Source organism: Methylomonas sp. 2BW1-5-20 (assembly GCF_052474515.1).
The window spans coordinates 2,614,899-2,639,608 of sequence record NZ_CP184127.1 but is presented as its reverse complement, the minus strand read 5'-3'; the positions used below and the strand labels follow the sequence as shown (position 1 = coordinate 2,639,608).

22 protein-coding genes and 1 tRNA gene are annotated in these 24,710 nt (G+C 52.9%); 7 read left to right on the top strand and 16 right to left on the bottom strand.

Going from position 1 to position 24,710, the window contains the following annotated elements; all coding sequences use genetic code 11:
• Positions 1-131: 131 nt before the first annotated feature.
• Positions 132-605: a hypothetical protein gene (locus tag ACH50O_RS12100; protein WP_446808049.1), complete on the bottom strand. Its 474-nt coding sequence runs from the start codon at positions 603-605 to the stop codon at positions 132-134.
• 425 nt (positions 606-1,030) lie between these two features.
• Between ACH50O_RS12100 and ACH50O_RS12095 the strand changes: the two genes are divergently transcribed.
• The 6 genes from ACH50O_RS12095 to ACH50O_RS12070 all read left to right on the top strand — a co-directional run bounded on the left by ACH50O_RS12095 (position 1,031) and on the right by ACH50O_RS12070 (position 8,157).
• Positions 1,031-2,347: a cobyrinate a,c-diamide synthase gene (locus ACH50O_RS12095; RefSeq protein ID WP_446808048.1), complete on the top strand. Its 1,317-nt coding sequence runs from the start codon at positions 1,031-1,033 to the stop codon at positions 2,345-2,347.
• A gap of 88 nt (positions 2,348-2,435) precedes the next feature.
• On the top strand, positions 2,436-3,488 hold the full coding sequence (gene recA / locus ACH50O_RS12090; protein ID WP_446808047.1) for a recombinase RecA: 1,053 nt from the start codon (positions 2,436-2,438) through the stop codon (positions 3,486-3,488).
• Positions 3,451-3,948, top strand: coding sequence for a regulatory protein RecX (locus tag ACH50O_RS12085; protein WP_446808046.1), 498 nt, complete (start codon positions 3,451-3,453; stop codon positions 3,946-3,948). Before recA ends, ACH50O_RS12085 begins: the two co-directional genes overlap by 38 nt.
• 100 nt (positions 3,949-4,048) lie before the next feature.
• Positions 4,049-6,658 (top strand): alanine--tRNA ligase, encoded by a 2,610-nt coding sequence (gene alaS / locus ACH50O_RS12080; RefSeq protein WP_446808045.1) that lies wholly within the window; start codon positions 4,049-4,051, stop codon positions 6,656-6,658.
• Positions 6,659-6,848: 190 nt separating this feature from the next.
• A complete protein-coding gene (locus tag ACH50O_RS12075; protein ID WP_446808044.1) occupies positions 6,849-7,535 on the top strand; it encodes a 4'-phosphopantetheinyl transferase family protein in 687 nt (228 codons plus the stop codon).
• 259 nt (positions 7,536-7,794) lie between these two features.
• Positions 7,795-8,157 carry a hypothetical protein gene (locus tag ACH50O_RS12070; RefSeq protein WP_446808043.1) on the top strand — a complete coding sequence of 121 codons (363 nt, stop codon included), beginning with the start codon at positions 7,795-7,797 and terminating at the stop codon, positions 8,155-8,157.
• A 473-nt stretch (positions 8,158-8,630) separates the two neighbouring features.
• Here the strand turns inward: ACH50O_RS12070 and ACH50O_RS12065 are convergent.
• From ACH50O_RS12065 to ACH50O_RS12025, 9 genes are all read right to left on the bottom strand, one after another.
• Positions 8,631-8,721, bottom strand: a tRNA-Ser gene (locus tag ACH50O_RS12065).
• A gap of 10 nt (positions 8,722-8,731) precedes the next feature.
• The gene (gene csrA / locus ACH50O_RS12060) at positions 8,732-8,923 is read right to left on the bottom strand and encodes a carbon storage regulator CsrA (RefSeq protein WP_020482891.1); all 192 of its coding nucleotides are present in this window, start codon (positions 8,921-8,923) and stop codon (positions 8,732-8,734) included.
• 323 nt (positions 8,924-9,246) lie between these two features.
• Positions 9,247-9,714: a hypothetical protein gene (locus ACH50O_RS12055; protein WP_446808042.1), complete on the bottom strand. Its 468-nt coding sequence runs from the start codon at positions 9,712-9,714 to the stop codon at positions 9,247-9,249.
• A 295-nt stretch (positions 9,715-10,009) separates the two neighbouring features.
• Positions 10,010-10,471 carry a hydrogenase maturation protease gene (locus ACH50O_RS12050; protein WP_446808041.1) on the bottom strand — a complete coding sequence of 154 codons (462 nt, stop codon included), beginning with the start codon at positions 10,469-10,471 and terminating at the stop codon, positions 10,010-10,012.
• A complete protein-coding gene (locus ACH50O_RS12045; RefSeq protein ID WP_446808040.1) occupies positions 10,468-11,967 on the bottom strand; it encodes a Ni/Fe hydrogenase subunit alpha in 1,500 nt (499 codons plus the stop codon). Before ACH50O_RS12045 ends, ACH50O_RS12050 begins: the two co-directional genes overlap by 4 nt.
• Positions 11,968-11,980: 13 nt before the next feature.
• Complete coding sequence (locus ACH50O_RS12040) at positions 11,981-12,520, bottom strand: NADP oxidoreductase (RefSeq protein ID WP_446808039.1); 540 nt, start codon at positions 12,518-12,520, stop codon at positions 11,981-11,983.
• Positions 12,510-13,337, bottom strand: coding sequence for a 2Fe-2S iron-sulfur cluster-binding protein (locus ACH50O_RS12035; RefSeq protein WP_446808038.1), 828 nt, complete (start codon positions 13,335-13,337; stop codon positions 12,510-12,512). Before ACH50O_RS12035 ends, ACH50O_RS12040 begins: the two co-directional genes overlap by 11 nt.
• A gap of 1 nt (position 13,338) precedes the next feature.
• Entirely contained in the window at positions 13,339-15,120 is a 1,782-nt protein-coding gene (locus tag ACH50O_RS12030) for an NAD(P)H-dependent oxidoreductase subunit E (protein ID WP_446808037.1), read from the bottom strand.
• Between the two features lie 332 nt (positions 15,121-15,452).
• Positions 15,453-15,719, bottom strand: coding sequence for a hypothetical protein (locus tag ACH50O_RS12025; protein WP_446808036.1), 267 nt, complete (start codon positions 15,717-15,719; stop codon positions 15,453-15,455).
• 325 nt (positions 15,720-16,044) lie between these two features.
• On the opposite strand from ACH50O_RS12025, the gene ACH50O_RS12020 reads away from it, so the two are divergent.
• Complete coding sequence (locus tag ACH50O_RS12020; protein ID WP_446808035.1) at positions 16,045-16,791, top strand: hypothetical protein; 747 nt, start codon at positions 16,045-16,047, stop codon at positions 16,789-16,791.
• A 128-nt stretch (positions 16,792-16,919) separates the two neighbouring features.
• On the opposite strand, the gene ACH50O_RS12015 is transcribed toward ACH50O_RS12020, so the two are convergent.
• From ACH50O_RS12015 to ACH50O_RS11990, 6 genes are all read right to left on the bottom strand, one after another.
• On the bottom strand, positions 16,920-18,695 hold the full coding sequence (locus tag ACH50O_RS12015; RefSeq protein ID WP_446808034.1) for a bifunctional metallophosphatase/5'-nucleotidase: 1,776 nt from the start codon (positions 18,693-18,695) through the stop codon (positions 16,920-16,922).
• 11 nt (positions 18,696-18,706) lie between these two features.
• Complete coding sequence (locus ACH50O_RS12010) at positions 18,707-19,264, bottom strand: hypothetical protein (protein ID WP_446808033.1); 558 nt, start codon at positions 19,262-19,264, stop codon at positions 18,707-18,709.
• A 1,130-nt stretch (positions 19,265-20,394) separates the two neighbouring features.
• On the bottom strand, positions 20,395-21,570 hold the full coding sequence (locus ACH50O_RS12005) for a cation:proton antiporter (protein WP_446808032.1): 1,176 nt from the start codon (positions 21,568-21,570) through the stop codon (positions 20,395-20,397).
• Between the two features lie 1,096 nt (positions 21,571-22,666).
• Positions 22,667-22,981, bottom strand: a complete 315-nt coding sequence (locus tag ACH50O_RS12000) for a hypothetical protein (protein WP_446808031.1) — start codon at positions 22,979-22,981, stop codon at positions 22,667-22,669.
• 165 nt (positions 22,982-23,146) lie between these two features.
• Positions 23,147-23,470: a hypothetical protein gene (locus ACH50O_RS11995; RefSeq protein WP_446808030.1), complete on the bottom strand. Its 324-nt coding sequence runs from the start codon at positions 23,468-23,470 to the stop codon at positions 23,147-23,149.
• A 633-nt stretch (positions 23,471-24,103) separates the two neighbouring features.
• The gene (locus ACH50O_RS11990; RefSeq protein ID WP_446808029.1) at positions 24,104-24,685 is read right to left on the bottom strand and encodes a hypothetical protein; all 582 of its coding nucleotides are present in this window, start codon (positions 24,683-24,685) and stop codon (positions 24,104-24,106) included.
• Between the last annotated feature and the right edge of the window lie 25 nt (positions 24,686-24,710).

Here is a 24,710-nt window from a genome sequence, read left to right as displayed (position 1 = left end):
TTGCGGAGTTGGCGGCCGTTTCTAGGGCAGCAGGCAGGATAAATTTAGCGTTCCGGCCAGCCGCAAAGCAAGGTAGCTCCGCGGACTGGTCGAAAATTTATCTCGCCTGTTTTATCGGCACTGGCCGGCGATCAATACTTATCTTTAGCCGTGATACGGCCTTTATCGTTGACCGAAACCTTTAATTTGTTACCGGCGACCTCAATAAACAATTCGTACTCTTCGCCGACGCCATTCGGATTGATTACCAGCTCTGCCTTTTCCAGACGATAGCCGGCAAAGTTATCTGCCAATACTTTGGTGACGTCGGGCGATATTTCCAGCCCGTTTGCCAACAATATTTCATTCGCAAACAAGGCGCCGTCGGTTCTAAACAGTTCGTGTTTCAGTTCGTCCTCGGTATCCTTGAAGCTCACTTCCAACAGTTGTTGACCAAAATGGGTTTCGTGACTGGCTTTAAGGTCTTGCGCCTGCGGATGTCTTTTCAAGATGTTGGCCCGAACTTTATCGGGTATCGTCACGTTGCCGGCTTCTTCGGCTTGTGCCGTCGAGAAACTGCCGCTAAAAGCAGCGGCGGCGAATAATGAGATGACTAAAGTACGCATGTTTTCTCCTACAGTGGTGGGTGTCCCAATGACTTGAATCGTTGGGGATAGTTTCATTGCCATTTTGCCGATAAGGCATAAATCTAACGGGGCGCGATCAATGCAAAACCAATTCTTGCTCCCGATCATGGCATGAAGCCGTTAGCGCTTAACCGGGGCCGATTATGCGATAAAAAATTAAAATGCCGGTATGATTTTTCCGTGAACATTACAGAGATCAATATTTCATTTTTCCAATCCGCGTATTCCGTCTTGTGTCGTCAGGTTGACGTGGCTGCGGTTTGGCTCATGCGTCACGCTCGACTGGAGTCATGGCTTGTACCCAAATTAATTTGCCTATGTGGTCGTGCAAATCTGCGCGCCGACGGGCTTGTAAATACTAATCAGCATTTTTCAAATGTGGATTTACCAAAAGGACTGAAATTTTGAACGTTTCCTCCGTTCCAGTCGAAGCTGGCGAACCGCGCAGTTGTCCGGCCATATTGATCAGCGCTCCGGCTTCCGGGCAGGGCAAGACCACCGTTACCGCCGCGCTGGCTTATTACCATAGGCAGCAAGGCCGTCGGGTGCGGGTATTCAAAACCGGCCCGGATTTCATCGATCCGCAGATTTTGACTTTCGCTTGCGGACAGCCTGTTTACCAGCTCGATTTATGGATGATGGGCGAGGCGCATTGCCGCGAATTGTTGTATCGCGCCGCCGGCGAAGCTGATTTGATCTTGATCGAAGGGGTGATGGGTTTGTTCGATGGCGACAGCAGTAGCGCCGATCTGGCTCTGGCCTTGGCGGTGCCGGTGGCGGCGGTGATCGATGCGCAAGGCATGGCGCAAACCTTTGCTGCAGTTGCATTCGGCCTGGCCCACTATCGGCCGCAGCTAGCGTTTGCCGGCGTGATCGCCAATAAAGTAGGCAGCTCTGGGCATGCGAGATTGTTGCTGGAGGCTTTGCCGGCGGACATGCCTTTATTGGCGGCAATGAGCCGCGACGAAGCCGTCGGCTTGCCATCCCGGCATTTGGGCTTGCTGCAAGCCGATGAAATCGGCGACCTGGATACCCGGTTGGCCCGAGCCGCGGAATTAGTCAACAGCTTTACGCCCTGCGTGTTGCCGGCTCCAGTTGGGTTTGCCAACGTTTCCAACAATCCGCCGCCGCGATTGCTGGCGGGAAAACGTATTGCGGTGGCGCGCGACGCGGCGTTTTCGTTTATCTATCAAGCCAATCTGGATTGTTTGCGAGCGATGGGGGCCGAACTGGTATATTTCTCCCCATTGTTAGACCGCAGTTTACCGGAGGCCGACAGCGTTTATTTACCTGGCGGATACCCGGAACAGCATCTGCAAGCTTTGGCAGACAACACAGCGATGAAGCAGGCTTTAAGCGCGCATCATCGGGCCGGCAAAGCCATCTATGCCGAATGCGGTGGCTTTTTGTATTTGCTGGATAGCCTGGCCGACAAGGAAGGCCATCGAGCGGCGATGGTAGGCTTGTTATCCGGTAGCGCCGCCATGCAAACTAGGTTAGCTAACCTGGGTATGCATAGCCTGCAATTGGAGCAGGGCGAGATTCGCGGCCACAGCTTTCATTTTTCCACGCTGGAAACCGCGCTGCAGCCCTTGGCTACCTCAACCGCGCAACGCAGCTTTGGGCACGGTGAAGGCTTTTTCCGTCAGGGTGCCCTGCAAGCCTCCTATCTGCACTTGTATTTCCCGTTTAATCCGCAGCTTGCCGCAGGTTTTTTCTAAGCTTCGTACAGAGATTAAAACTGTTTCAAGGCCAGGGTCTATGGGATAATGCGCCGCTTTCACCGGCCAGACAACAGCAGGTACCAAAATGGACGAAAACAAAAAAAAGGCGCTGGGCGCCGCCTTAATGCAGATCGAGAAACAATTCGGCAAGGGCTCCGTGATGCGGATGGGCGACGTCGCTGCCAGCCGCGACATCGAAGTGGTGTCTACCGGTTCGCTGTCCTTGGATATTGCCCTCGGCGTGGGCGGTTTGCCGCGCGGCCGGATCATCGAAATCTATGGGCCGGAGTCGTCTGGTAAAACCACGTTAACGCTGCAAACCATCGCCCAAATGCAAAAACTGGGCGGCACGGCGGCGTTCGTCGATGCCGAGCACGCGCTGGACCCTATCTATGCGCAAAAGATCGGTGTGAATATCGACGACTTATTGGTGTCGCAGCCGGATACCGGCGAGCAGGCTCTGGAGATTACCGATATGTTGGTGCGCTCCGGTGCGGTCGACATCGTGGTCATCGACTCGGTCGCGGCCTTGACCCCCAAAGCTGAAATCGAAGGCGATATGGGCGATTCGCATATGGGCTTGCAAGCGCGCTTGATGTCGCAAGCCTTGCGTAAGCTGACTGCCAATATCAAACGCTCCAACACCCTGGTGGTATTCATCAACCAGTTGCGGATGAAAATAGGGGTGATGTTCGGCAATCCGGAAACCACCACCGGCGGCAATGCCCTGAAGTTTTACGCGTCGGTGCGTTTGGATATTCGCCGCATCGGCTCGATCAAGAAAGGTGACGAGGTAATCGGCAACGAAACTCGCGTCAAAGTCGTTAAAAACAAAGTCGCGCCGCCGTTCAAACAAGCCGATTTCGAGATTCTCTATGGCGAAGGCGTGTCCTTCTTCGGCGAGTTAGTGGATTTGGGTGTGGAGTTTGGTTTTGTACAAAAGTCCGGATCCTGGTATGCCTACAACAACGAGAAGATCGGTCAGGGCAAGGACAACGCCAAGCAATTTTTACGCGATAATCCTGACAAAGCCGCCGAACTGGAAAAAGCGATACGCGAGAAAGCCTTCGCCAAATTAGCCACAGCGCCGGCAGCAGTGCATGAAGACGACGACGCCGAGTTTGTCGACGGCGATTGAGCGCCGGCAACAGATCGAAGCAGTCTGCCTAAGATTATTGGCCCGCCGCGAACATAGTCGGCGGGAGTTGCTGGATAAATTGGCACTACGCGGCTTTAATCGCGACGAAGTTGAACCGGTCATTGATGGGATGGCCGAACAGAATTGGCAGAACGACGAACGCTACACTGAATGTTATGTGCGTCAGCGTATCCAAAATGGCTATGGGCCGATACGTATACGCTACGAGTTGCAACAGCGCGGTATCAACGATGCCGAACTAGATTTGCAAGCCGAAGAGCAGGGCGGTTGGCAGAACTTGTTGCTTGATGTGTATTTGGGAAAATACGGCGATGGTAAATCGCTGACCCAAAACGAATGGTTAAAACGCAGTCGCTTCTTGCAGCAACGCGGTTTCAGCGGCGAGATGATCAAGCGCTTGTTTGCCGAACTGAAAATAAAATTAAATAGGTCGACTTAATGCTAAGGCCCGGAATAGCTTTAGGATGATTCGACAAGTGGCTTCAAGTTAATCAAGGCCACGTATTTGTAACGGAATAAAAACCACCGAAGTAAGCACAATGAAAATAATGACCAGCTCCGAATTGCGGACCGCCTTTTTGGAATTCTTTCGTCAACAAGGCCACGCCGTGCAGCCGTCCAGCTCATTGGTGCCGGGCAACGACCCGACCCTGTTGTTTACCAATGCAGGGATGGTGCAGTTCAAGGATGTGTTTCTGGGTCGAGAAAAGCTCGATTTCACCCGCGCCGCGACCAGTCAGCGTTGCGTGCGGGCAGGCGGTAAGCACAACGATTTGGAAAATGTCGGCTACACCGCGCGGCATCATACCTTTTTCGAAATGCTGGGTAATTTCAGCTTCGGCGATTATTTCAAACGCGATGCGATTCATTTTGCCTGGGATTTTTTGACCAAGGAATTGGGTATCCCTAAGGAAAAACTGTGGGTCACGGTGTTTGATGAAGATTCCGAGGCCGAAGCCATCTGGCTGGAAGATATCAAACACGATCCGAAACGCTTCTCGCGGATCGGCGCCAAGGATAATTTTTGGTCGATGGGCGATGTAGGGCCTTGCGGTCCTTGCACCGAGATTTTCTACGACCACGGCGAACATGTGGCCGGCGGCCCTCCCGGCAGCCCGGACGAAGATGGCGACCGTTATATCGAAATTTGGAACTTGGTGTTCATGCAATACGACCGCGACAAGGACGGCAACCTGACCCCGTTGCCGGCGCCATCGGTCGATACCGGCATGGGCTTGGAACGGATTTCGGCGGTGATGCAAGGCGTACACAGCAACTACGAAATCGACCTGTTCCAAAACCTGTTAAAAGTCGCCGCGCAATTGGCCGGCACCACCGATTTGGCGAATAGTTCGCTGCGCGTGATCGCCGATCATATTCGTTCTTGCGCCTTCCTGGTGGCTGATGGCGTGTTGCCGTCCAACGAAGGCCGAGGCTATGTGTTGCGCCGCATCGTGCGCCGGGCGATCCGTCATGGTTATCGCTTAGGCATTCAAGATACGTTCTTCTACAAACTGGTCGCACCGTTAGTCGCCGAGATGGGCGCTGCATATCCGGAATTGGCCAAAGCTCAGGAGCAAGTAGAGCGTGTATTGAAAAAAGAAGAAGAGCGCTTCGCGGAAACGCTGGAACAGGGCATGAAGATCCTGGAAGCCTGTGTCGCCAAATTGGATGGTCACGTCATCCCCGGCGACGTGGTGTTCTTGTTGTACGACACTTATGGCTTCCCGGTGGATTTGACTGCCGATTTTGCCCGCGAACATAAGCTCAGCGTCGATCACGCCGGCTTTGAAGTGGAAATGGCGGCGCAACGCGATCGTGCCCGAGCCGGCGGTAGTTTTGCAGCCGATTATGATCAAGACATCAAACACGATAGCAGCACCGAATTTACCGGCTATTTCCATCTGGATGGTTCGGTGCAAATTCTGGGCTTGTTCAAGCAAGGTCAGCCGGTCGATGCTTTGGAAGCCGGCGACGAAGGCGTGGTGATTTTAGATCAGACCCCATTCTATGCGGAGTCCGGCGGTCAAGTCGGCGACACCGGCCGCATCGAATGCGGCGACGCGGTTTTCGAAGTGCACGATACCCAGAAGCAGGGCGGTAAATTGTTCCTGCACAAAGGTAAAGTGCTGCGTGGCACGCTCAGCGAAGGTCAGGCTTGCGAAGTCAGCGTCGATGCCGAGATTCGCAAAGCTACCGAACGCAACCATTCAGCCACGCATTTATTGCATGCCGCGTTGCGGGCGACCTTGGGTGAACATGTCGCGCAGAAAGGTTCGCAAGTGAATGCCGAGCGCTTGCGTTTCGATTTCTCGCATTTTGAACCGATGACGCCAACGGAAATCGCCACCGTCGAACGCTTGGTTAACGAACAAATCCGTTTGAACAACCCGGTAGCCGCCGAAATCATGGCCAAAGATGATGCGGTGAAAGCCGGGGCGATGGCCTTGTTCGGCGAGAAATACGGCGACGAAGTGCGGGTATTGAAAATCGGCGAGTTCTCCACCGAGCTCTGCGGCGGTACGCATGTCGATAGAGCCGGCGACATCGGTTTGTTCAAAATCGTCGGAGAAACCGGCGTCGCCGCCGGCGTCAGACGTCTGGAAGCCGTCACCGGTCAAGGCGCATTGGATTGGATCGATCAACGCGAGAAAGCCTTACTCAGCGTCGCCGGCTTGCTGAAATCCGCACCGGATAAAGCCGCCGATAAAGTCCATCAATTGCTGGAAAAAACTCGCGGCCTGGAAAAAGAACTGGAAAAACTCAAAGCCAAACTGGCTAGCTCGGCCGGCGACGAAATGACCAACCAGGCCGTCGATGTTAACGGTGTGAAAGTGTTGGCCGTGAAACTCGACGATGTCGATCCGAAAGCCCTGCGCGACTTGGCCGACCAGTTGAAAAACAAGCTGGGCAGCGCGGCATTGGTATTGGCGGCCGTCAGCGGCGATAAAGTTAGTCTGATCGCCAGTGTGTCGAAAGATGCGATGGATAAAGTCAAAGCCGGGGAATTGGTGAATTTTGTCGCCACCCAAGTCGGCGGTAAAGGCGGTGGTAGGCCGGATATGGCGCAAGCCGGTGGCAATGATCCTGTCGGATTGCCGGCGGCTTTGGCGGCGGTGCCGGAGTGGGTGAGGGCTAAATTAGGTTAGTTGGTCATTACCCGCCGTTAAATTTGGTGGTGTTGTGTCGCTGACGCGACGGTTAATCTAATGTCGGTTCGAGAGCCGGTGCTTTCGTTACTCCCTTTGGCGCTGTGTGGCCGCAGTTTTACCAATCTCCGTAATTCATAGTGTCCGTATTGCTGCTGGAGAAGCTGATGGGGCTATATAAGGCTGGCCAATGAGCCCGAATTTTATCGATGTCTACCACGGGCAATTGAAAGTGCCGGAACGGAAACTGCAAAGTTTCATGAGGTTGCTGTCCGGCGATGAAAAACTCAAGGCGGAGTCGTTTAAATTCCCTTTATTGCGCAATCGCTACATCGCCGTACGCGGGTTGTTGCGGCAAACCCTGGCAGGCTATCTGGATGTTGACCCGGTTGGCTTAAGATTTGATATCGGCCAACACGGCAAGCCGGCCTTGAGCGGAGGCCATTTGCATTTCAATCTCTCCCACAGCGCCGATACTCTAGTGATGGCCGTTGGCAATATTGCCGACATCGGTATCGACATTGAGATCAGCAAGCCAAAACGCGATTTAGCTCAATTGGCGGAACGGTGTTTTTCCGCAAAGGAGTATCAGGGCTGGTGTCAGTTGCCGCCGGCACAGCAAGGTCCGGCCTTTTACCGGTTGTGGACCAAGAAGGAAGCCTTCGTCAAGGCGGTTGGGCGGGGTATCGTGTTGGGTGTGGAACGCTGCGAGTTTGAATTGGTTGGCGGTGGAAAATTGTTAGACATTCCGGCCGAATATGGTCCTGCGCACGCCTGGCAAGTCCATGAACTGGATGTGGGCGAAGAAGCCTGCGCGGCCCTGGTGACGCCGGATTGCTCATACGCATTGCGCCGCTTGGCGTTGTTAGTTGACTAAGGCTTTTCCGGTCGTTCGGCCAAAGATAGGGCCTTGAAGCCGACTATGCTTAAGTCAGCGCAATAATCGCTCGCCCGGTTTGCCCAAAAGCGGAAATGTTATTGGCGTCTTTTTTCGTGGTTTGAATAAAAATCTCTCCTTCACCCGGCAATCGGCGGTTCGCCTGGTTTAATCCAATCATAATCAGCGCTTAATTCTGTTTTAAGCGATCCTCTTTAGAATTTGCCGCAACTGAATCTTTTCCATAGAGGGAGTTTACATGTTCAGAATGGCAAAAATTATCTTACTGAGTCTGTCGATTGTATCTGTTGCGCTGGCTGATGGTGATTGGGGTGAACATCATCATCATCACCATCACCGGCATCATCATGGCTATCCTGCTTACAGCGTAGAACGGGTTTATGTCCCTGAGAGAGTTGTTGAATATGTGCCGGTGGAGCGGCGCTACTACGCGCCGCCGCCTCCTGCAAGGTATGGCTATTACGATCAACGCTCTCCTCAGGGCTTGGTTGGCGGCTTGGTTGGCAGTGCGCTGGGTTACGAAATGGGGGGCGGCGATCCTCTGGCGGCAGGCATAGGTGCTGCGGCGGGTTCTTGGCTGGGTAACGGAATGAATAGATGATTTCCGGTTGTATCTTTCTGGAAATTCACCAATGACGACTGATAACAGCGGCGATTCCGGAGCTTCCCGCATTGGGATTGATATTTGCTTGGGAACAGAAACAACAGCCGGCGATTGCTTCGCTTCAACTTGCTGACTTTCTTTTGTGATTGGTTTGTCGGTCTATGGCATCGGCAAATCAGTTGTTCGTCGCGCTAGCTTTTTGGATCGAGCAACAACCCTTTGAAATTCCTGGCAAGTTTTAGCGCTTGGTAAGTCGCTTTTTCAGGATTTTTATTTGCCGGCTTCGGATGATTTTCCGAGCATCAAAAGAGACTTGAAGTTTCGCGGGGACGCGAACATGGAAATAAAAGGCGTATTGTTCGTCTAACAAGTCAGGGTGTTGTTCCCATAAAAAAGCCTCTTGTGTAACAAATTTGCTAAACAAGAGGCCTTTCGCTAAGACCATTTTGCAATCAATGGCTTTTATTTGTTGGCGGAGAGAGAGGGATTCGAACCCTCGATGCGCTTTTGGCACATACTCCCTTAGCAGGGGAGCGCCTTCGGCCTCTCGGCCATCTCTCCTATAACTTGCTCAGCCTTCAGTGCTCCCTGCTTCAGACTGTTCTTTTTTAATTCTCTCGTAGATTTCTTCCCTATGTACCGATATATCTTTTGGTGCGTTCACACCAATCCTAACCTGATTCCCTTTTACCCCGAGAACTGTAACAGTCACATCGTCACCAATCATCAAGGTCTCTCCCACTCTACGAGTCAAGATAAGCATACTATCTCCCTACACTATTAATGCGCTTTGTTACTGCAACATACTCGAATCGACAATTATATCCCTTTTTTAAAAAAAGAAAAGAGAAATAGTAAAAATCCTATAACAGGAACTCCCAGACATTACACACCAGTATCAATTCGGCAAGGAAAAAGCGGCAAGGCATAGTCGGTGATTCGGTCAAGCAACTCCAACACATGGATGTCATCCTTAGATGAGATGAGTACTTTCCCACTCCATGCATTGGGCGGCGTTACTACTTGATTTGATCGGTCGTTAAGCCAGCCAGATTATGGATCTGCGAGCCCATCAATCGCCGGCATTCAATTTTGAGATAATTTTTCGCCATCGAAATGACCAATTGGCCTTTCTGTCTGTGATTCATAAAGGTCTATTGAGTCAATAGATATGTCGTCATTCTTGAAGTAGGTCAGAACCACTTCTAGAATCACGTGCTTCTCGCTTGCAGTTAATGATCCGAACAAAGGAGTAATATAAACAATAGGCTTTGACGGACCTTTCTCGACCTTCAACAGAATACCATCGGCGATATAGCCTTGAATCAAATTTCTTAGCGACTCCTGTTTTCCACGTTCGGCAGTATGAGTAGGCGGCTGTTGAAAATCATGGACTGAGGCGTTAGTGAGCCACAAGTAAAGAAAAGCTAAAAATGCACTTAATACGATAAAACCCAGTATTATCAAAAGACTGGATTTTTTGATGTTTGCACCGCAATACGGACATTTTGCAGGACTGCCTTGAATTTCGTAATCACATTCCTTGCATTTCATACAAAATTAAAGCCCGATGCAGAGTCTAAATTCCCAACTCTTACAAGCACTGAAAGTTGGTATCCCCTAAACACCAAATCCAAGGCTGCCAACATTAGAGTATCCTGTTAAAAATTGATTTTATTGATAATTATCTAAAAGAATTGGCCGCGCAACTATATCCATGGAATAAGCTTTTCATCGACCACGGCAGGAGTATAACGCACTTAAGCGCTCTTAAGCGCATGAAAGCTTCTCATAATGTTAGCGCGTCGCTTACCGCGTCATAAGGCCATTTACGATTAATGTTTCCGGCTCAAATGACACGGGAGTTTGGTTGACTCAGAAACTGTTCCATATATCGACAAGCCTGTTCTAAATTGTCCGCGCAGCGTTCGCTTAACCCCGTACCCAGTTCGAAGGCTTCGGCTTGGATGCTTAATAAAAAGCAGGGCGGTAACGGCTGCTTGCAGATGGTTTGATAGACCTGTAACAGTGCCGCCGGGCTTAGGGCATGACTGCTGTAGCTCTGGTCCTGGGCTGCGGTAAGTGGAGTAAATGCGAAGCGGTTAGGGCAATCCACCGAGGCATCGACAAACACCACTAACTCGCGATTTTGCAAATCCAGTGCGTGTTCGATTTGCAATTGAAAGTCGCTGAGTAATTCGATACGGGTCAGGTCGAGATGTTCGGCGAGATAGTCCAATACTAATGGACCAACGGCATCATCGCCACGGCTGGGGTTGCCGTAACCGAACACCAGGACGGGTTTGCTCATTCGCTACCGTGGATAAATTCGCCGTTGCTATGCCGAATCAGTTTATCCACCAGTTTGCCTTTGGCATCGACCAGTTCCAACTGCAACGGCATTTTGCCCACCGCATGTGTGGCGCAGGATAGGCAAGGGTCGTAGGCGCGGATTGCCACTTCCAGGTTATTGAGCAACGGTTCGGTCAATTCGTGACCCGACAGATATTCCGTCGCGACTTGCCGTACCGATTCGTTCATCGCCGTGTTGTTACTGGTGGTCGAGACGATCAGATTGGCTTTGGTGACGATGTCGTTTTCGTCGATTTGATAATGATGAAACAACGTACCGCGCGGTGCTTCGATGACGCCAATGCCTTCATAGCGTTTTTCGCCCTTAGCGACCAGGTCGTTACTCAATAAATCGGCATCATCCAATAAGGCTTGGATGCTTTCCGCGCAATGTAGCAATTCGATCATTCGCGCCCAATGGAAAGCTAGGGTGCTATGCACCATCGCTTCACCGCTGCGCTGCTTGAACTCGACGCGAGCGGTTTCCGCCAGCGGTGTGTCGATAAAATCGCAGTTGTTGACCCGCGCCAACGGTCCCACCCGATACCAGCCATCGGCTTTGCCCAGCGAAGTCAGGTAAGGAAATTTCATATAGGTCCAGGAACGCACTTCTTCGCGGATCAGTGCCGGGTAATCGCAATAATCGTAATGGTCGACCAGGGATTCGCCTTGTTCGTCTTTCACGCGGATGCCGCCGTGATAAAGCTCCAGCGCGCCGTTGGGCTTGATCAAACTCAGGTAATTGCTGCGGATGGTGGCGAAGTCGTCGTAATAGGGCAGGTGGGAGGTGTGGACTTTTGTGACCAGTTGCAAAGCGGCTTGCGCCCAAGTCACGATTTGGGCGATGTCTTGTTTCAAATAGTCGCGCTCTGCTTTGCTTAAGGCTTTGTTCATGCCGCCGGGAATCGCCCCGGTGCCGTGGATCCGCTTGCCGGAGACCATGCGGATCACTTCCTGGCCGTATTTGCGCAACTTCACGCCTTGCAAGCCAATGTCAGGATAGTTGGCCAACACCGCGACAATACTGCGCTTGCCAATCTCACTTTCAAAACCAAACAGCAAATCCGGACTAGACAGGTGGAAGAAATGCAAAGCATGCGATTGCAAGACCTGACCGAAATGCAGCAAGCGGCGCAATTTATCCGCTGCCGGCGGCAGATTGACCGGATCGACGCCGACCAACTGGTCGATAGCCTTGGCCGCGGCTAGATGGTGGCTGACCGGGCAGATGCCGCACAAGCGCTGCACCATCACCGGTAGTTCCCAGTAAGGGCGGCCCTGGATAAATTTTTCAAAACCGCGAAACTCGACGATGTGCAGGCGGGCTTGCTGGACTTTATTGTTCTCATCCAACAGTAGGGTCACTTTACCGTGGCCTTCGACGCGGGAAACCGGATCGACGGCGACCCGTTTTAAGTTTTGCGGATTGGCCGCCGTTTCAAGGTGTTCGTACACAAGCGTTCCCCTGTTAGTCGTAATGGACCAACTCATAAGGTAAAGTCGGGTCGCGGCCCTCGATCAATGCGCTGAGGTAGGTCCAGAACACATCGGCGGACGGCGGGCAGCCGGGCATAAAGTAATCGATCTTCACAATTTCGTGGACAGGCCGCACCTTATCCAGCAATAAAGGCAATTCAGGATCGTTGGGTATCTGTGGATTGTCCACGCCGATGCCGTCTTGGTAGGCTTCCAGCAGGCAATCTTCCAACTTAAAAAAATTGCGCAGCGCCGGCAGGCCGCCGTTGATCGCGCAGGCGCCGACCGCCACCAGAATTTTGCAGTTGTGGCGAAATTCGCGCAGCACATGCACGTTTTCGGAATTGCACACGCCGCCTTCGATCAGGCCGATGTCGCACGGTCCGCAATGTTCGATGTCGGTCAGCGGCGAGCGGTCGAATTCGACGATGTCCGCCAATTTCAACAAGCGTTCGTCGATATCGAGAAACGACATATGGCAACCGAAGCAGCCGGCCAGCGAGGTGGTGGCGATTTTAATCTTAGCGGCCATGTTTGATATCCGGAGCGGGAGGCATGGTTGCCGCGTAGTGGGAATCGGGCCCGCCGTTCTGCGGTAGCCTGGTCTGATCGCAGCTTGGGTACCCTGTTGCCGCGCCGGTTTCCAGAACCGCCTTTTCGCAGGCTACATCGCTGATGGGATGATGGTCGTAAATTCGTTCGCCAATTGGTGCGAGGTATGCACTGCGTTTCACCAGGATCGCACCGGTTGGACAGACATGGGCGGCTTCATCGTTGACGCTAATATCGCTGTCTTTCAACTTGCCGCTAGGGGAGTTGACGATCAGGCGTTTGTGGATACCGCGCCCGGCGATGCCGAATACGTCCTTGCCGTCTTTATCCCTGCTGGCGCGTACGCACAGATTACAGAAAATGCAGCGGTCGTGGTCGATCAAGATATCCGGGTGCGACGCGTCGAGTTCCCGCTTCGCATAAAAGTGCGGGTAGTGGTTATCCAGCATGTTTTGATGGTAGGCCACGGCTTGTAACTGGCAATTGCCGGATTTTTCGCAGGATGGGCAGAAATGGTTGCCTTCCACAAACAGCATCTGGGTGATACGTTGGCGGTCGTGTTGCAGGTCTGGGCTGTTGCTGATGACGGTTTGGCCGTCGGCTGCCGGCAGAGTGCAGGCGGTGTTGGTGCGGCCGTTGACTTTGACCGTACACAGTTTGCAACTGCCGTAAGGGGCGTAACCCGGCCGGTGGCACAGATACGGAATGTACACGCCGGCGGTGCGTGCGGCCTCGATAATGGTTTGGCCATCGCTGAACGGCACGGCGATGCCGTCGATGCAAAGGGTGCCGCTCATGTCAGTTCTCCACTTGCGATAAATGCGCCGCGTCGTCGTCGCGCTGAGCCATGCGGCGGGCTACGGCCAAGGTAGCGTCCAAATCAAAGCCCGGTGTAAAACTGCTTTGTTTTAATTGCTTCAGATACAGCTCCGGATGGCTGGCCAAGGTGCTTAAAATCGGATTGGCGGCGGAATCGCCTAGACCGCAATGGCTGGTGTTTTTGACGATCAGGCATATCTCGCTGAGTTCTTCCAGATCGACCGCGGCGCCGTTGCCTTCGACAATTTTCCGCAGCTGATTTTTCAATAGCGTGGTGCCGACTCGGCACGGTGTGCAAAAGCCGCAGCTTTCATGGGCAAAGAAATCGGTAAAGTTTTGCACGATGTCGAAAATGCTGCGGCTACTGTTGAACACCATAAATGAGCCGGCGGTGGACAGGTCTTCGAAAGCCACGCGCCGTTGCAATTCCCGGTTGGAAATAAAGGTGCCGGACGGCCCGCCCACTTGCACGCCCATGACGTCGTCCGCGCCGCAGTCCCGCAAAATATCCTCGACAGGGGTGCCGAACGGGTATTCGTAAATGCCGGGCCGCGTGCAGTCGCCGCTGATGCTGAGCAGTTTGCTGCCGGTGGATTGGGGGGTACCGACCCCGGCAAACCATTGCCCGCCTTGTATGGCGATGTGGGTGGCGGCGAAAAAAGTCTCGACGTTATCGACCACGGTGGGTTTGCGTTGATAGCCGCAGATCACCGAGTTCGGCGGTTTAACCCGGGGTATGCCGGGCTTGCCTTCCAAGGATTCGATTTGCGCGGACGCTTCGCCGCAAATATAGGCGCCGGCACCCATGCGAATTTCGATGCCGAAATCAAAACCTGTTCGGCCCAGGATATTTTGCCCCAACAAACCCTGTTCGCGGCGAAGTTGCAAGATGCGCTGTAATTTGTCATGCAGAAATAAATACTCGGCGCGGAGATACAGTAAACCCTGGTCCGAGCCGATAATCGCGGCGCACAAAGTCATGCCTTCAAAGATTTGGTCGGCGTAGAGATCAAGCAGCATCCGGTCTTTAAAGGTACCGGGTTCGCCTTCGTCGGCGTTACAAATGACGTAGCGCGGAGTAGCAGCTTGAACGGAACAGGTGCGCCATTTCAAAGCGGTTTTAAAACCGGCGCCGCCGCGGCCGCGCAGATTGGATAAGTCCACTTCCTCCAGCGTTTCCGTCAGGCCGCGCGCAAAGGTGGCCGCCAGTGCCGCGCCGTTATTGAACGGTTGGTTCAGCAATAAGCCGGGTTTGCGGATCTGCTCGGTAACCGCAAAGAACTCGACCGGCCAAGCACTTAACGGTTCTTGCCGTTCGATCAGATCGGCGATAGCGTCTATTTTGGGAATATCCAGACGGGTTAAAGGGTAGCCATTGATCAAACCGGCTGGGCCTTGATCGCACATGCCGGTGCAAGAGGTATTGTTAAGACTGACCAGACCGTCTGTACGGACTTGGCCGACTTGGACCTTCAGTTTTTCCGCCAGATAGTTCAGCAATGCTTCCTTACCCAGCATCCGGTCGGTAATCGAATCGCTGATATGAATGTCGTAACGGCCTTGCGGCGTCAGGTGCAAGAAGCTATAAAATTCCGCGACGGCAATAATCTGCGTGCGGGGTATATGCAGGGCCGTAGCCAATTGCTCGATAGCTGCTTTCGGAATATGCAGGTACTGTGCCTGCACGGCCCTTAACATCTGTAAAAGTCTTTCCGGTTTATGCTCCGCCTCTGCAAGTACGGATCGAATAAAATTATTCATCGTGAGTTACTGGGCAGTTAAGTTGAATCGCCGTGTCCCATTGCATTTGAAAAATCATGAGCCACCCCGTATACCGTTCTTCTATTGGCGCTAGATTTTTCAAACCCATCACTGGCACTCTACCTGGAAAAAACAGCCCCACAAGATTGTTTGCGCGGGAAGCTTAAATTCCGATTGCCAAGCTAAATTGCCTGCCTTGTCACTCATTGCGGAAAAGCTAGACGCCGATTGCGATTTTCACCGTTTTCGCAGCTAGGGTTTTGCAAATTCGCTGTCGTCCATGGCGCAATACTAAACAAATTGGCCGGTGATGGACAGCAAAATATTGCCGTTTAAATCGAGGCAGTCAGGCGAAAGGGATTACGCTGTTGGCAGGGAATTCGTTTCTTCCCGGACTCGCGAATGCAGTCATGTTTGCGGTATTGGTAACACAGTATGCACCGGTTCAAACGCCGTTGGTAACGGACATAGGCGCAACTGACCAAACGTTCCAGACGATGCCGCAGCCTGCCGTCGTTTGCTGCTAGCGGCCTGACTTGGCGGGCGTGTAATGCGGCATAAAGCCGGCGGGCTTGGTCTATTAAGGTGTCGTTATCCATCGTCATAACCTGACCTAATCGCTAATGAGGCGGGAAAAAACGGCGTGTGCAAGCGCGATAGAACATGCAGAACAGAATTCTTGCGCATAATGGCACGGGGTGCTTTGATTTCAATCAAGCCGGCGAAACTTTGTTTCGCGGCTTTGGCGCGCCAAGGTGCCGGGTCTCTATCCTGCGCACATTTATAATAATAGGCACAAAACATGATTTAAGGTGTGATGGCCGATGTGCCGGTTATCCGCGAATAAACCGGAAATTCCTGCCGAAACCGAATCAGGGACCCCGGCCGTCCTAGACTTTTTAATGACGCAAACGCGCGATAGCCATGTCCAATATTCTTCATAAACTATTCGAAATACCGATTTGCCTTGGAGTAGTGCTTGCTTTGGCTGCTTGTAGCCATATACCTGCCCGGCACGCCGCCGGCACGGAGACTATCGACTTATTCTCGGAGAGTTTGCCGGCAGTTGCCGCCGAGTTTGTCACCACCCGGACAGGCGGGAAGCCGGAACACGACGAGCTGCCGTTGCCGGTTGCGCTTGGTTGGCGGTTCTGGCGCGATAGCCGGCAGATCACGATAGAAAGACCGCAATTGGGCATCGGCGAGCTTTGGCAGCGCGACGGGCAGGCGCTTAGTCACCGTAAGCTTTACCACGGCGACCGGCGCGTAATCGAGTTTCAAAGCGGCGATTTACGCATGCTGGGCATGACGCCGTCCTGGCAAAAGCTCTCGTTAATGCTGGACAGCCAACTGCTGAATAAGTTGACTGCCGGCGAAATCGAATGGACCGATGGCGTCCCGGCCCGCGAATATCGGGGCAAAGTTGCGGCAACCGAATGGCATGTGGTGATGCGTCCGGATCTGGGCCTGCCGGTGTTGATCGAACGCCGGCAAGGCGAGTTTTCCGAGCTTACGGAACTAATTCACGCTTATCCGCTTGATGCCGCGCCTTGGCAACCGACGCCAAGCAACAGCTACGACGTGATCGATTTTGCCGATTTGGGCGACAAGGAATCCGATTCGTTTGTGATTAAGGTACAAGCGCAAATGGGGTATGAATCCCAGCATTGATAAACCAGGCCAACGGCTTCGGTTTGATGCTTGGCTGGCGATGGCTGACGAAGCAAATAAAAAAAAGCCCGCTGTATCGCGTACCAGCGGGCCCGAGTCCTACAGAGCTTACAACTAATCCATAAAACTTACGGCGCTGGCAAAATCCGGTTTTGCGGGCCGGGGGCTACCGTGCCGTTCACGGTAAAGTAGCTTTCCAGCGCATCCAGATCCAGCGCGCCGCCCAGGCGGTTGGTGCCTTGGGTCAACACGTAATACTGATCGCCGCCGTCGGCCATGAAATTATTCACGGTAATCCGATAGCTGGCGGCGGGATCGACCACCACGCCATTGATTTTGATACTGGCTGGATCGACGTTATCGCACGCCGTGCCCTTTTCCTTCCATTCGTAGCTAAAGCCGTCGGAGACTTGCAGGATACGGTTGAAAGGCTGTCCGCTTGCCGGCGCGCCCGCCGGATAACCTACAGTGCAACCGGTGAACTGCTGCTCCAGCAAAGTGTGGATTTGCGCGCCGGTTAAGGTCAAGGTCACCACGGTATTGCCGAAGGGTTGCACGGTAAAGGCTTCCGCATAGGTGACCTTGCCGTCGCCTTCGTTGGCGGTGCCGGATGGGTAAGTCAGATTGGCACGGATGCCGCCGGGGTTCATAAACGCGGCGACCGCTTCGCCGAAGCCGACGTTGCGAGTCGCCAGCAATTGCGCATCGGCAATCACGTCGCCCAAGGCCGATTCGCCGGCCGCGTTGGCTGTGGTGGTGATGGCGGCACTGATGCTGCCGATTACCCGGTTGGCGATAGGAGTGGACAGGGTTTTGTAATTGTTGACGATGGTTTTAATCGCCGCATTCGGGGTAATGGTGGCGGTCGCGCGGCGGTCGACCACGATGTTTTCGGCGCTGACGCTGCTGACTTCGCCGTTGGCGGTGTTGATCGCCACGTCGATGTCGGTCAACACCCGGCCTTGGGAATTGGCGCTGGTCACCGAAATCAAGCGGCCGGCCTTGTTGGCGATTTGGCAGTTGTAGGCTTGATGGGTGTGGCCGGAAATCACCAAATCCACCTCATCGTCCAATTGATTGACGATGGTTTTGAGCGGCGAACCGTCCAAACCGCCGTCGCAGTTATTGATGGTGGAGGCGGTTTGGCTGACCGGTATCGTGCCGCCTTGATGGATCAGGACCACGACGGCTTCGACGCCGCGCGCGCGCAATTTCGGAATCAACGCATTCACGGTTGCCGCTTCGTCTTTAAACTCCAGGCCGGCCACGCCGGTGGGAGTGACTATGGTGGGGGTTTCCTTCAAAGTCATGCCGATGAAACCGATCCGGACGCCGCCTACCACTTTGATGGCGTATTGCGGAAACAAGGTTTTGCCGGTGGCTGTTTCCACGACATTGGCGGCCAGGAATTTGAAAGCCGCGCCCTCGAACGGCACCGGCGTGCCGACTGAAGCGCCTTGGCAGGAGTTCGGATCGGTCGGGTGGCAGCCGCCGTTTTGCATGCGTTTCAGCTCATTCTTGCCTTCGTCGAATTCGTGATTGCCGACCGCGTTAAATTCCAGACCCAGGCGGTTCATGGTTTCGATGGTCGGCTCGTCGTGAAACAGCGCCGAAACCAGCGGCGTGGCGCCGATGATGTCGCCGGCCGAGACTACTATACTGCTGGGGTTTTGGCTTTTCAGGTTTTCGACATAACCGGCCAGCCAGTCGACGCCGCCGACCGGAATCGTGGCGGTAGGGTCGCTAGGCAGATTGCGCAAATTACCCGGCGATTCCAATTGGCCGTGGAAGTCGTTGAAGGCGACGATTTTGATGGTGACGGTCGGGATAGTGGTAACGGCATGAGCAAGGCCAAACGCGCCTAAACCCAGCGCGATGCCGAAAGCAAGTTTATTCAGTTTCATCGTTGGCGTCCTTACACGTTGGATTGGCGGCGGCGCGAAACCCAGCCCAGCAGGCCGGCACCGGAGAGATACAAGCAGGCGGCAGCGGGTAGGGGCACGGCGGTCAGGCTGACAGCGCCCACGGTGGCATCGATGGCGCTGCTGTTGTCGTCCACTGCGGATTGCAGCAGGTAGCCGAAGATTTGGTAATTGCCAGGGCCCAATAAAAATTCGCCGCGGCTGTAGTTTGCGTCCGCGAAAGCAGCGTCGAAGTCGATGCCGACATTGACCGGATAATTGTTAACCGGCGACGAAGTCGCGCCCAGCAAGTTGCCGGTGCCGTTGAATACGGCGAAACGGTCGCCGGCGTATCCGCCATCCACAACTCTCAAGATCGCCGAACCACTCAAACTAAATTCGAAGCTTAGCGTGTCGTTGTTCAAGTCTATCCATTCCGCTGAACCGGAATTTGCCACCGATGGGTCTACGTCGAACGCATGCCAGGCCCCATCGGCATTGATGGTAATTGCCTCGGCTTGAGCGCAAAGTGCCGACAGCAAGGCTGCGGCGAGAACAGATTTTTTGATCATTTTAGGACGCTCCGATAAAGATAGTCAGTGGCGGTTTAAGTCACCGGCAGCTCGTTCATAGTTGGATTGAGAAGTTGCCATCGTCATGTTTAAAGCAAGCACAGACTAGGGAAATTTTGTGATGAACTTGTGATTGTTAGATGAAGATTCGGCGAAACGTAATACAAATTGATTGCCGCTTACTTGCGGGCTGCGGCCGCGGATTGTGTGGTCGGCATGAATTCAATGAAATTGTTTAGGGATGGGGTGAGCAGGGAACTCGGTCAGGCCATCTCGTTTGGAGCTTGGCGAATTGGGTTCTGAAGTGGAATGATCGAGAAACTAGCTCGAATGGTGGCGTTCGGAGCCGCAGCATTTGAGAAATTTTCTCGGCCGTTCTAGCTTGGAGCTCGACCGTTGCACAAAATTACGCCAATGGCGTGGTCCGGAGCTCGGTGGATTGAGTTCTGAAACGGAATGGTCGAGAAAATAGCTCGGAAGGTGGAGCTCGGAGCTCGGCCGTTGCACAAAATTACGCCAATGGAGTGGTTCGGAGCTCGGCGGATTGAGTTCTCAAACGGAATGGTCGAGAAAATAGCTTGGGCGATGGTGTTCCGAGCTCAAATGTTTCCGGATGTTATCGGGTATTCTAGACTCATTAAGTGTCGCTATCGCGACGGTTTTATTTGAAGTCGGTTCTCGGACCGACGACCGAGATACTTTCGCTACGAAAACCATCCCTGGTTTTCGCTCTCCGGGCCAGCCTATCGGCTGTTCAAATTCGCTTCCAAGCGAATTTGTGCGCGGCCAAAAGAAAGTATCCAAAGAAAAGGCGGCCCGGATGCCGCTTGTTCCCTGCGGTGCCCCTATCGGGCTGCTCACTCGGCACATCCATGTACCTCGCCCTTCGGGTGCTGCGCATGCAAATCGACTGTCCCGCCGATTTGTCCGTTTAAACCCTCCGGTGCTCGGCGCGGCATACGGGAGAAAACCCCGCCGAGAAGTTTAAACCCAGCTAATATTCGCGCAGTTTTGTAGGGCGCATTAGCGACAGCGTAATGCGCCGAATGCATTAATGCCAACATTCGGCGCAATACGGCTTACGCCTATTGTCGCCCTACGAATTGCGCCTTACGGCCTTCAGTAGGTACTTACCAATTCATAGGCTTTCCCTGTCTGATTCTTTCAGCCAGAATAGGAAACACCAATACGGAAATCATACCTGCGCCTACCAAAACCGCTGCTCGATTTGGAGCCATAAGTCCTGACGAAACACCGATTTCTGAAATGATCACGATCATAGGTAGGCCTGTGGCGGAATAAAGGGCGAATGGCAGTCGGTCTGAAGCTGAAAGAACCTTGTTGTAAAGTAGAACCGGCATACCACGAATCAGGATCAGTAGACCCAATAAACAGATGATCTGAACTGGAGCCAGCGGATTCGCCCAAAGCGCACTGACGTCAAATTTCATACCGGCGACAATAAAGAAGATGGGAATCAAAAAACCATAACCGATGGCATCCAGCTTCTGGCGCAGAATCACTCCGCCATCCCCTTTGCTGGCTAGGCTTACCACCATGCCGGCAGCAAATGCGCCAACTACCACGTTCAATCCAAACTTACCCGCTAAAACCACTAACAGGGCTTGGAGCGCGATACAAATTCTGACCGGCAATTGACCGCTACTTTGCATGGTTTGGGCTAGGATGTCGATCAAGGATGAAGATCGAGCGCGAATCGCCGTATCCGCAATCAAAAAAGTAACGCCCACGAATGTCACGATGAAGACCGTATGCAAAAACGTACTATGAGTCGGGATAATCAGCAAAGAGACGACCATCAGCGGGCCGAATTCACCCATCGCGGCTGCTGACATGAGCAACTTACCAAAGTCCGTAGTCAAAATGCCTTCATCGCGGAGTATGGGGGCCAATATGCCGAGTGCCGTAGTTGACAAGGCGACGGCGGCCAATATTGGTGGAGCTTGAATCAGACCGATGGCGTGAACGATGTACATGCACGCCATAGCCACCGTAAATGAAACTAGCCATCCGCCAACGGCCAGCGTTAAAGGTTTGCCTTGGATTTCGCCGAGATTGATTTCCATGCCCACCATGAAAAGCAAAAAAGTCAGACCTAGCTCGCCTAACATATCGACCAAACCATCCGGGGAGACCCAGTTGAAAATATGAGGTCCAATCAGTATTCCCAGCAGCAGTTCAACGACCACAACGGGCATTCGAAAGCGAGTCGGCATTCTGGCAAGCAACGGTGCGAAAGCCGCTGACAGGGCGATGACAAATAGCGCGGTACGGTATGATTCCATGACTTTCTCCAGGTTTAAGGTTGGCTAGCGATACAAGGAATATCAGGCAGGACTTAATGAAAAAATCACTTTATCCGTTCTTTTCGCAAATCTTTTTTCAGCAAGGCTTCATAAACGGGAGGGCTTCCAATCCGATCGGCAATAAGCAATGCGTAAAACAGGCGACGAACAAAGGTACAGCGTCGAATGCTTTAAGGTCAACATACGGCGCATGCGGCTGCGCCTTTGACGCTCTACGAATTGTGCCTTACGGCCTTAATTTAGTGTCGCTAACGCGACGGATGTTTTAATGTCGGTTCTCGCACCGACAGGCGAGATACTTTTCTTTGCTCCGCCAAAGAAAAGTATCCAAAAGAAAGGCGGCCCGAATGCCGCTTCGAACCCTCCGGTGCTCGGCGCGGCATACGGGAGAAAACCCCGCCTCGACGTTTAAACCCAGCTAATATTTGTGGAGTTTTATAGGGCGCATTAGCGATAGCGTAATGCGCCGAATGCTTTAAGGCCAACATGCGGCGCAATACGGCTGCGCCTATTGACGCCCTACGAATTGCGCCTTACGGCCTTGAACTTGAACGATGAACAAAATAACTCCGAAGTTACGGTTCGAAGCTGGATTAGTAGGATTCGTGTCGCTATCGCGACGGGTGTTTTGAAGTCGGTTCTCGGACCGACGACCGAGATACTTTCTTTTGCTCCGCCAAAAGAAAGTATCCAAAGAAAAGGCGGCCCGGATGCCGCTTGTTCCCTGCGCTCCTCGGGTTCGAACGGGGTTTTCCGAAGGGGCTTCCCAGCCCCTGCGTAAAACGCGCCGCATCCCTGCGGCGCCCCTGACGGGCTAATCCGTTCGAACCCTCCGGTGCTCGGCGCGGCATACGGGAGAAAACCCCGCCGCGACGTTTAAACCCAGCTAATATTTGTGCAGTTTTGTAGGGCGCATTTGCGATAGCGTAATGCGCCAAATGCTTTAAGGCCAACATGCGGCGCAATACGGCTGCGCCTGTTGACGCCCTACGACTTGCGCCTTACGGCCTTAGGTAAGCGTCCGGTTTTAGATGACCATTACAGCGTCGGCTGGATTGAATTGTTATGCGTGGTGCTACTGACCTTTTACAATGGTCAATTTAATAATTGGCGCTACTGATTCAGCAGTAATCCCACGCTCTTTGCAATATTTTGTGGTAAGCCACTCGTAAACCGACTTTTGTCCCTTACTGGCATTGCAGCCACGGCAGCATAAAGCAATGTTTTCTCTAGTTATTACGCGTGCGTCATTAATGATGTGTTCCCAACTTGCAGAAAACCTAGCTGATTCCTTTGGTGAGACAAATTTGCAGCCGCAATAGACGCATGAGGTATCTCTTTCTCGAACTTCTTTTTCTAGCCAGCTTGGGATATTCCAGTTATTTGCCATATGTCGCGCTTCTCATCTGAGCATAGCGTCTGAATTCATGGACTCGACGCGGCTTTATCGCGGTGCGTCCCTTGGAATCATGGGTTGGGCATCATGACTACGTTGCCTCATCTGCATGTGCTACGAGAGGTTTACTTCTTCTGAACAAACTGAAAAGACCCATTATCAATCTTCCGATTCTGTGGGAAGACCGCAAGTTGCCTTCAACACTGTCATAACGGAACGTATGGCTGGTTCCAGTGGCTTATGCGTTCCATTATCAAGTACGGCAATTACGATTGCAGCCTCAGCAAAAACGCCTTCGCCAAAAGGGGCATGAAATAGGCCTGGTGAACTTGTAACCTGAGTTGATGAGGAAAGTTCTCGTGGCACTTTCTTAGGAACAGAGAGTTGTGCATGTTTCGTTGCATCCGCAACATCTCTGATTATGGAAAAGTCCGGGCACCTAGAAGTAAGTTCTTCGCGGACGCTTTCTATACGTTTGTTCATGATCTGTCTATCCTGCCCCGTATAGCCTTCCAAAGCCACATAGTCAGCCATATGGTAAAGAACGATTGCGGCTAACCGCGCGCGACGAGCGTTCTGGACGTCAGCGAGAAACTCGGCAACAGTTGGCTCCACCGTTGAAGTATAGAAATCAGCAGCCGAAAATGGTGTTGAAAAATACGAACTAAAAATTTGCAGAAATATATCATCCCCGGTACTTTGCTTCTAGGCTGCTGGGTAGGGTGGGCACGGTTTTTGTGCCCACGCGGTATTAAATATATACCGCTGACGGTGGGGAGAAAAGCGTTGTCCAGCCTACGTTTTTGATTTTTCACGAAATTTCGGGAGTGGTTTTCTCCCGTTATTCCGCCCCGAGCATCGCAGCTTTTGGCGAGAATAGCCCGCAGGGAAGCGGCAAGGATGCCGCTTGTTTTCGGAGGGCCAGGGACGGCCCTTCCGAAAACCCTCGGCAAAAGCGAGAAGCACAGGAAATTGGCGGAATGTCGGGTGGCCTTTTCTTTGGATACTTTCTTTTGGCCAAGCAAAAGAAAGTATCGCGGTTGTCGGTCCGCGAACCGACGTTAGAATAAACCGTCGCGTTAGCGACACAAAAACCTCAACGGATTAAATCAAGTTTTAGCCTCGCTTCCGCCGAAACCCACCCAAACTCACCACCACCCCACAAACAAACATCAACAAAGACGGCGGCAACGGCACTGCCGTAATATCAAAGCCACGGCTGGCGTTAATTCCCACCGGACCTTGATTCAAAAAGATCAGGCCTTGATTGAAGTCGGACAAATCGGAAGCGATAGCCACCGAAACTTGGCCGATGGTCAAGGCTTTAAAATGCAATGTCGCCAGATTGAACGACAGCGCAGTCGACGGATTGCTGCTTATGCCGGGAAACGCCGAGCCGGCGGCATGCAGATTCACCAGCAAGCTATCGTCGGAAAACAGCGGATTGACGGTGCTGCCTTGAAACTCCAACAGACCGGAGATCGAGCTGGTGGTGTTTAAGCCAAAAGCCAATAACTCATCGCTGTTGTCGCCGGCGAACAGATCGTTCGCGACTAGTTCAATATCGAAAACATCGCCGACGTGGATCGGGCTGCCGGCGGTTTCCAGGCTGAAGGAGAGGGTCGCAGCCTGACAATTGGCAGTGGTCAGCAATAAGCCGGCGCCGCATAGCGCCAGCACATGAATCAAGTTTTTCATATTGGTATCCAAAAATAATGTATCC

Coding starts and splice junctions, on each gene's coding strand:
- ACH50O_RS12100 (WP_446808049.1), bottom strand. CDS start 605: ATGCGTACTTTAGTCATCTCATTATTCGCCGCCGCTGCTTTTAGCGGC.
- recA (WP_446808047.1), top strand. CDS start 2,436: ATGGACGAAAACAAAAAAAAGGCGCTGGGCGCCGCCTTAATGCAGATC.
- ACH50O_RS12085 (WP_446808046.1), top strand. CDS start 3,451: ATGAAGACGACGACGCCGAGTTTGTCGACGGCGATTGAGCGCCGGCAA.
- alaS (WP_446808045.1), top strand. CDS start 4,049: ATGAAAATAATGACCAGCTCCGAATTGCGGACCGCCTTTTTGGAATTC.
- ACH50O_RS12075 (WP_446808044.1), top strand. CDS start 6,849: ATGAGCCCGAATTTTATCGATGTCTACCACGGGCAATTGAAAGTGCCG.
- ACH50O_RS12070 (WP_446808043.1), top strand. CDS start 7,795: ATGTTCAGAATGGCAAAAATTATCTTACTGAGTCTGTCGATTGTATCT.
- csrA (WP_020482891.1), bottom strand. CDS start 8,923: ATGCTTATCTTGACTCGTAGAGTGGGAGAGACCTTGATGATTGGTGAC.
- ACH50O_RS12055 (WP_446808042.1), bottom strand. CDS start 9,714: ATGAAATGCAAGGAATGTGATTACGAAATTCAAGGCAGTCCTGCAAAA.
- ACH50O_RS12050 (WP_446808041.1), bottom strand. CDS start 10,471: ATGAGCAAACCCGTCCTGGTGTTCGGTTACGGCAACCCCAGCCGTGGC.
- ACH50O_RS12040 (WP_446808039.1), bottom strand. CDS start 12,520: ATGGCCGCTAAGATTAAAATCGCCACCACCTCGCTGGCCGGCTGCTTC.
- ACH50O_RS12035 (WP_446808038.1), bottom strand. CDS start 13,337: ATGAGCGGCACCCTTTGCATCGACGGCATCGCCGTGCCGTTCAGCGAT.
- ACH50O_RS12030 (WP_446808037.1), bottom strand. CDS start 15,120: ATGAATAATTTTATTCGATCCGTACTTGCAGAGGCGGAGCATAAACCG.
- ACH50O_RS12025 (WP_446808036.1), bottom strand. CDS start 15,719: ATGGATAACGACACCTTAATAGACCAAGCCCGCCGGCTTTATGCCGCA.
- ACH50O_RS12020 (WP_446808035.1), top strand. CDS start 16,045: ATGTCCAATATTCTTCATAAACTATTCGAAATACCGATTTGCCTTGGA.
- ACH50O_RS12015 (WP_446808034.1), bottom strand. CDS start 18,695: ATGAAACTGAATAAACTTGCTTTCGGCATCGCGCTGGGTTTAGGCGCG.
- ACH50O_RS12010 (WP_446808033.1), bottom strand. CDS start 19,264: ATGATCAAAAAATCTGTTCTCGCCGCAGCCTTGCTGTCGGCACTTTGC.
- ACH50O_RS12005 (WP_446808032.1), bottom strand. CDS start 21,570: ATGGAATCATACCGTACCGCGCTATTTGTCATCGCCCTGTCAGCGGCT.
- ACH50O_RS12000 (WP_446808031.1), bottom strand. CDS start 22,981: ATGGCAAATAACTGGAATATCCCAAGCTGGCTAGAAAAAGAAGTTCGA.
- ACH50O_RS11995 (WP_446808030.1), bottom strand. CDS start 23,470: ATGAACAAACGTATAGAAAGCGTCCGCGAAGAACTTACTTCTAGGTGC.
- ACH50O_RS11990 (WP_446808029.1), bottom strand. CDS start 24,685: ATGAAAAACTTGATTCATGTGCTGGCGCTATGCGGCGCCGGCTTATTG.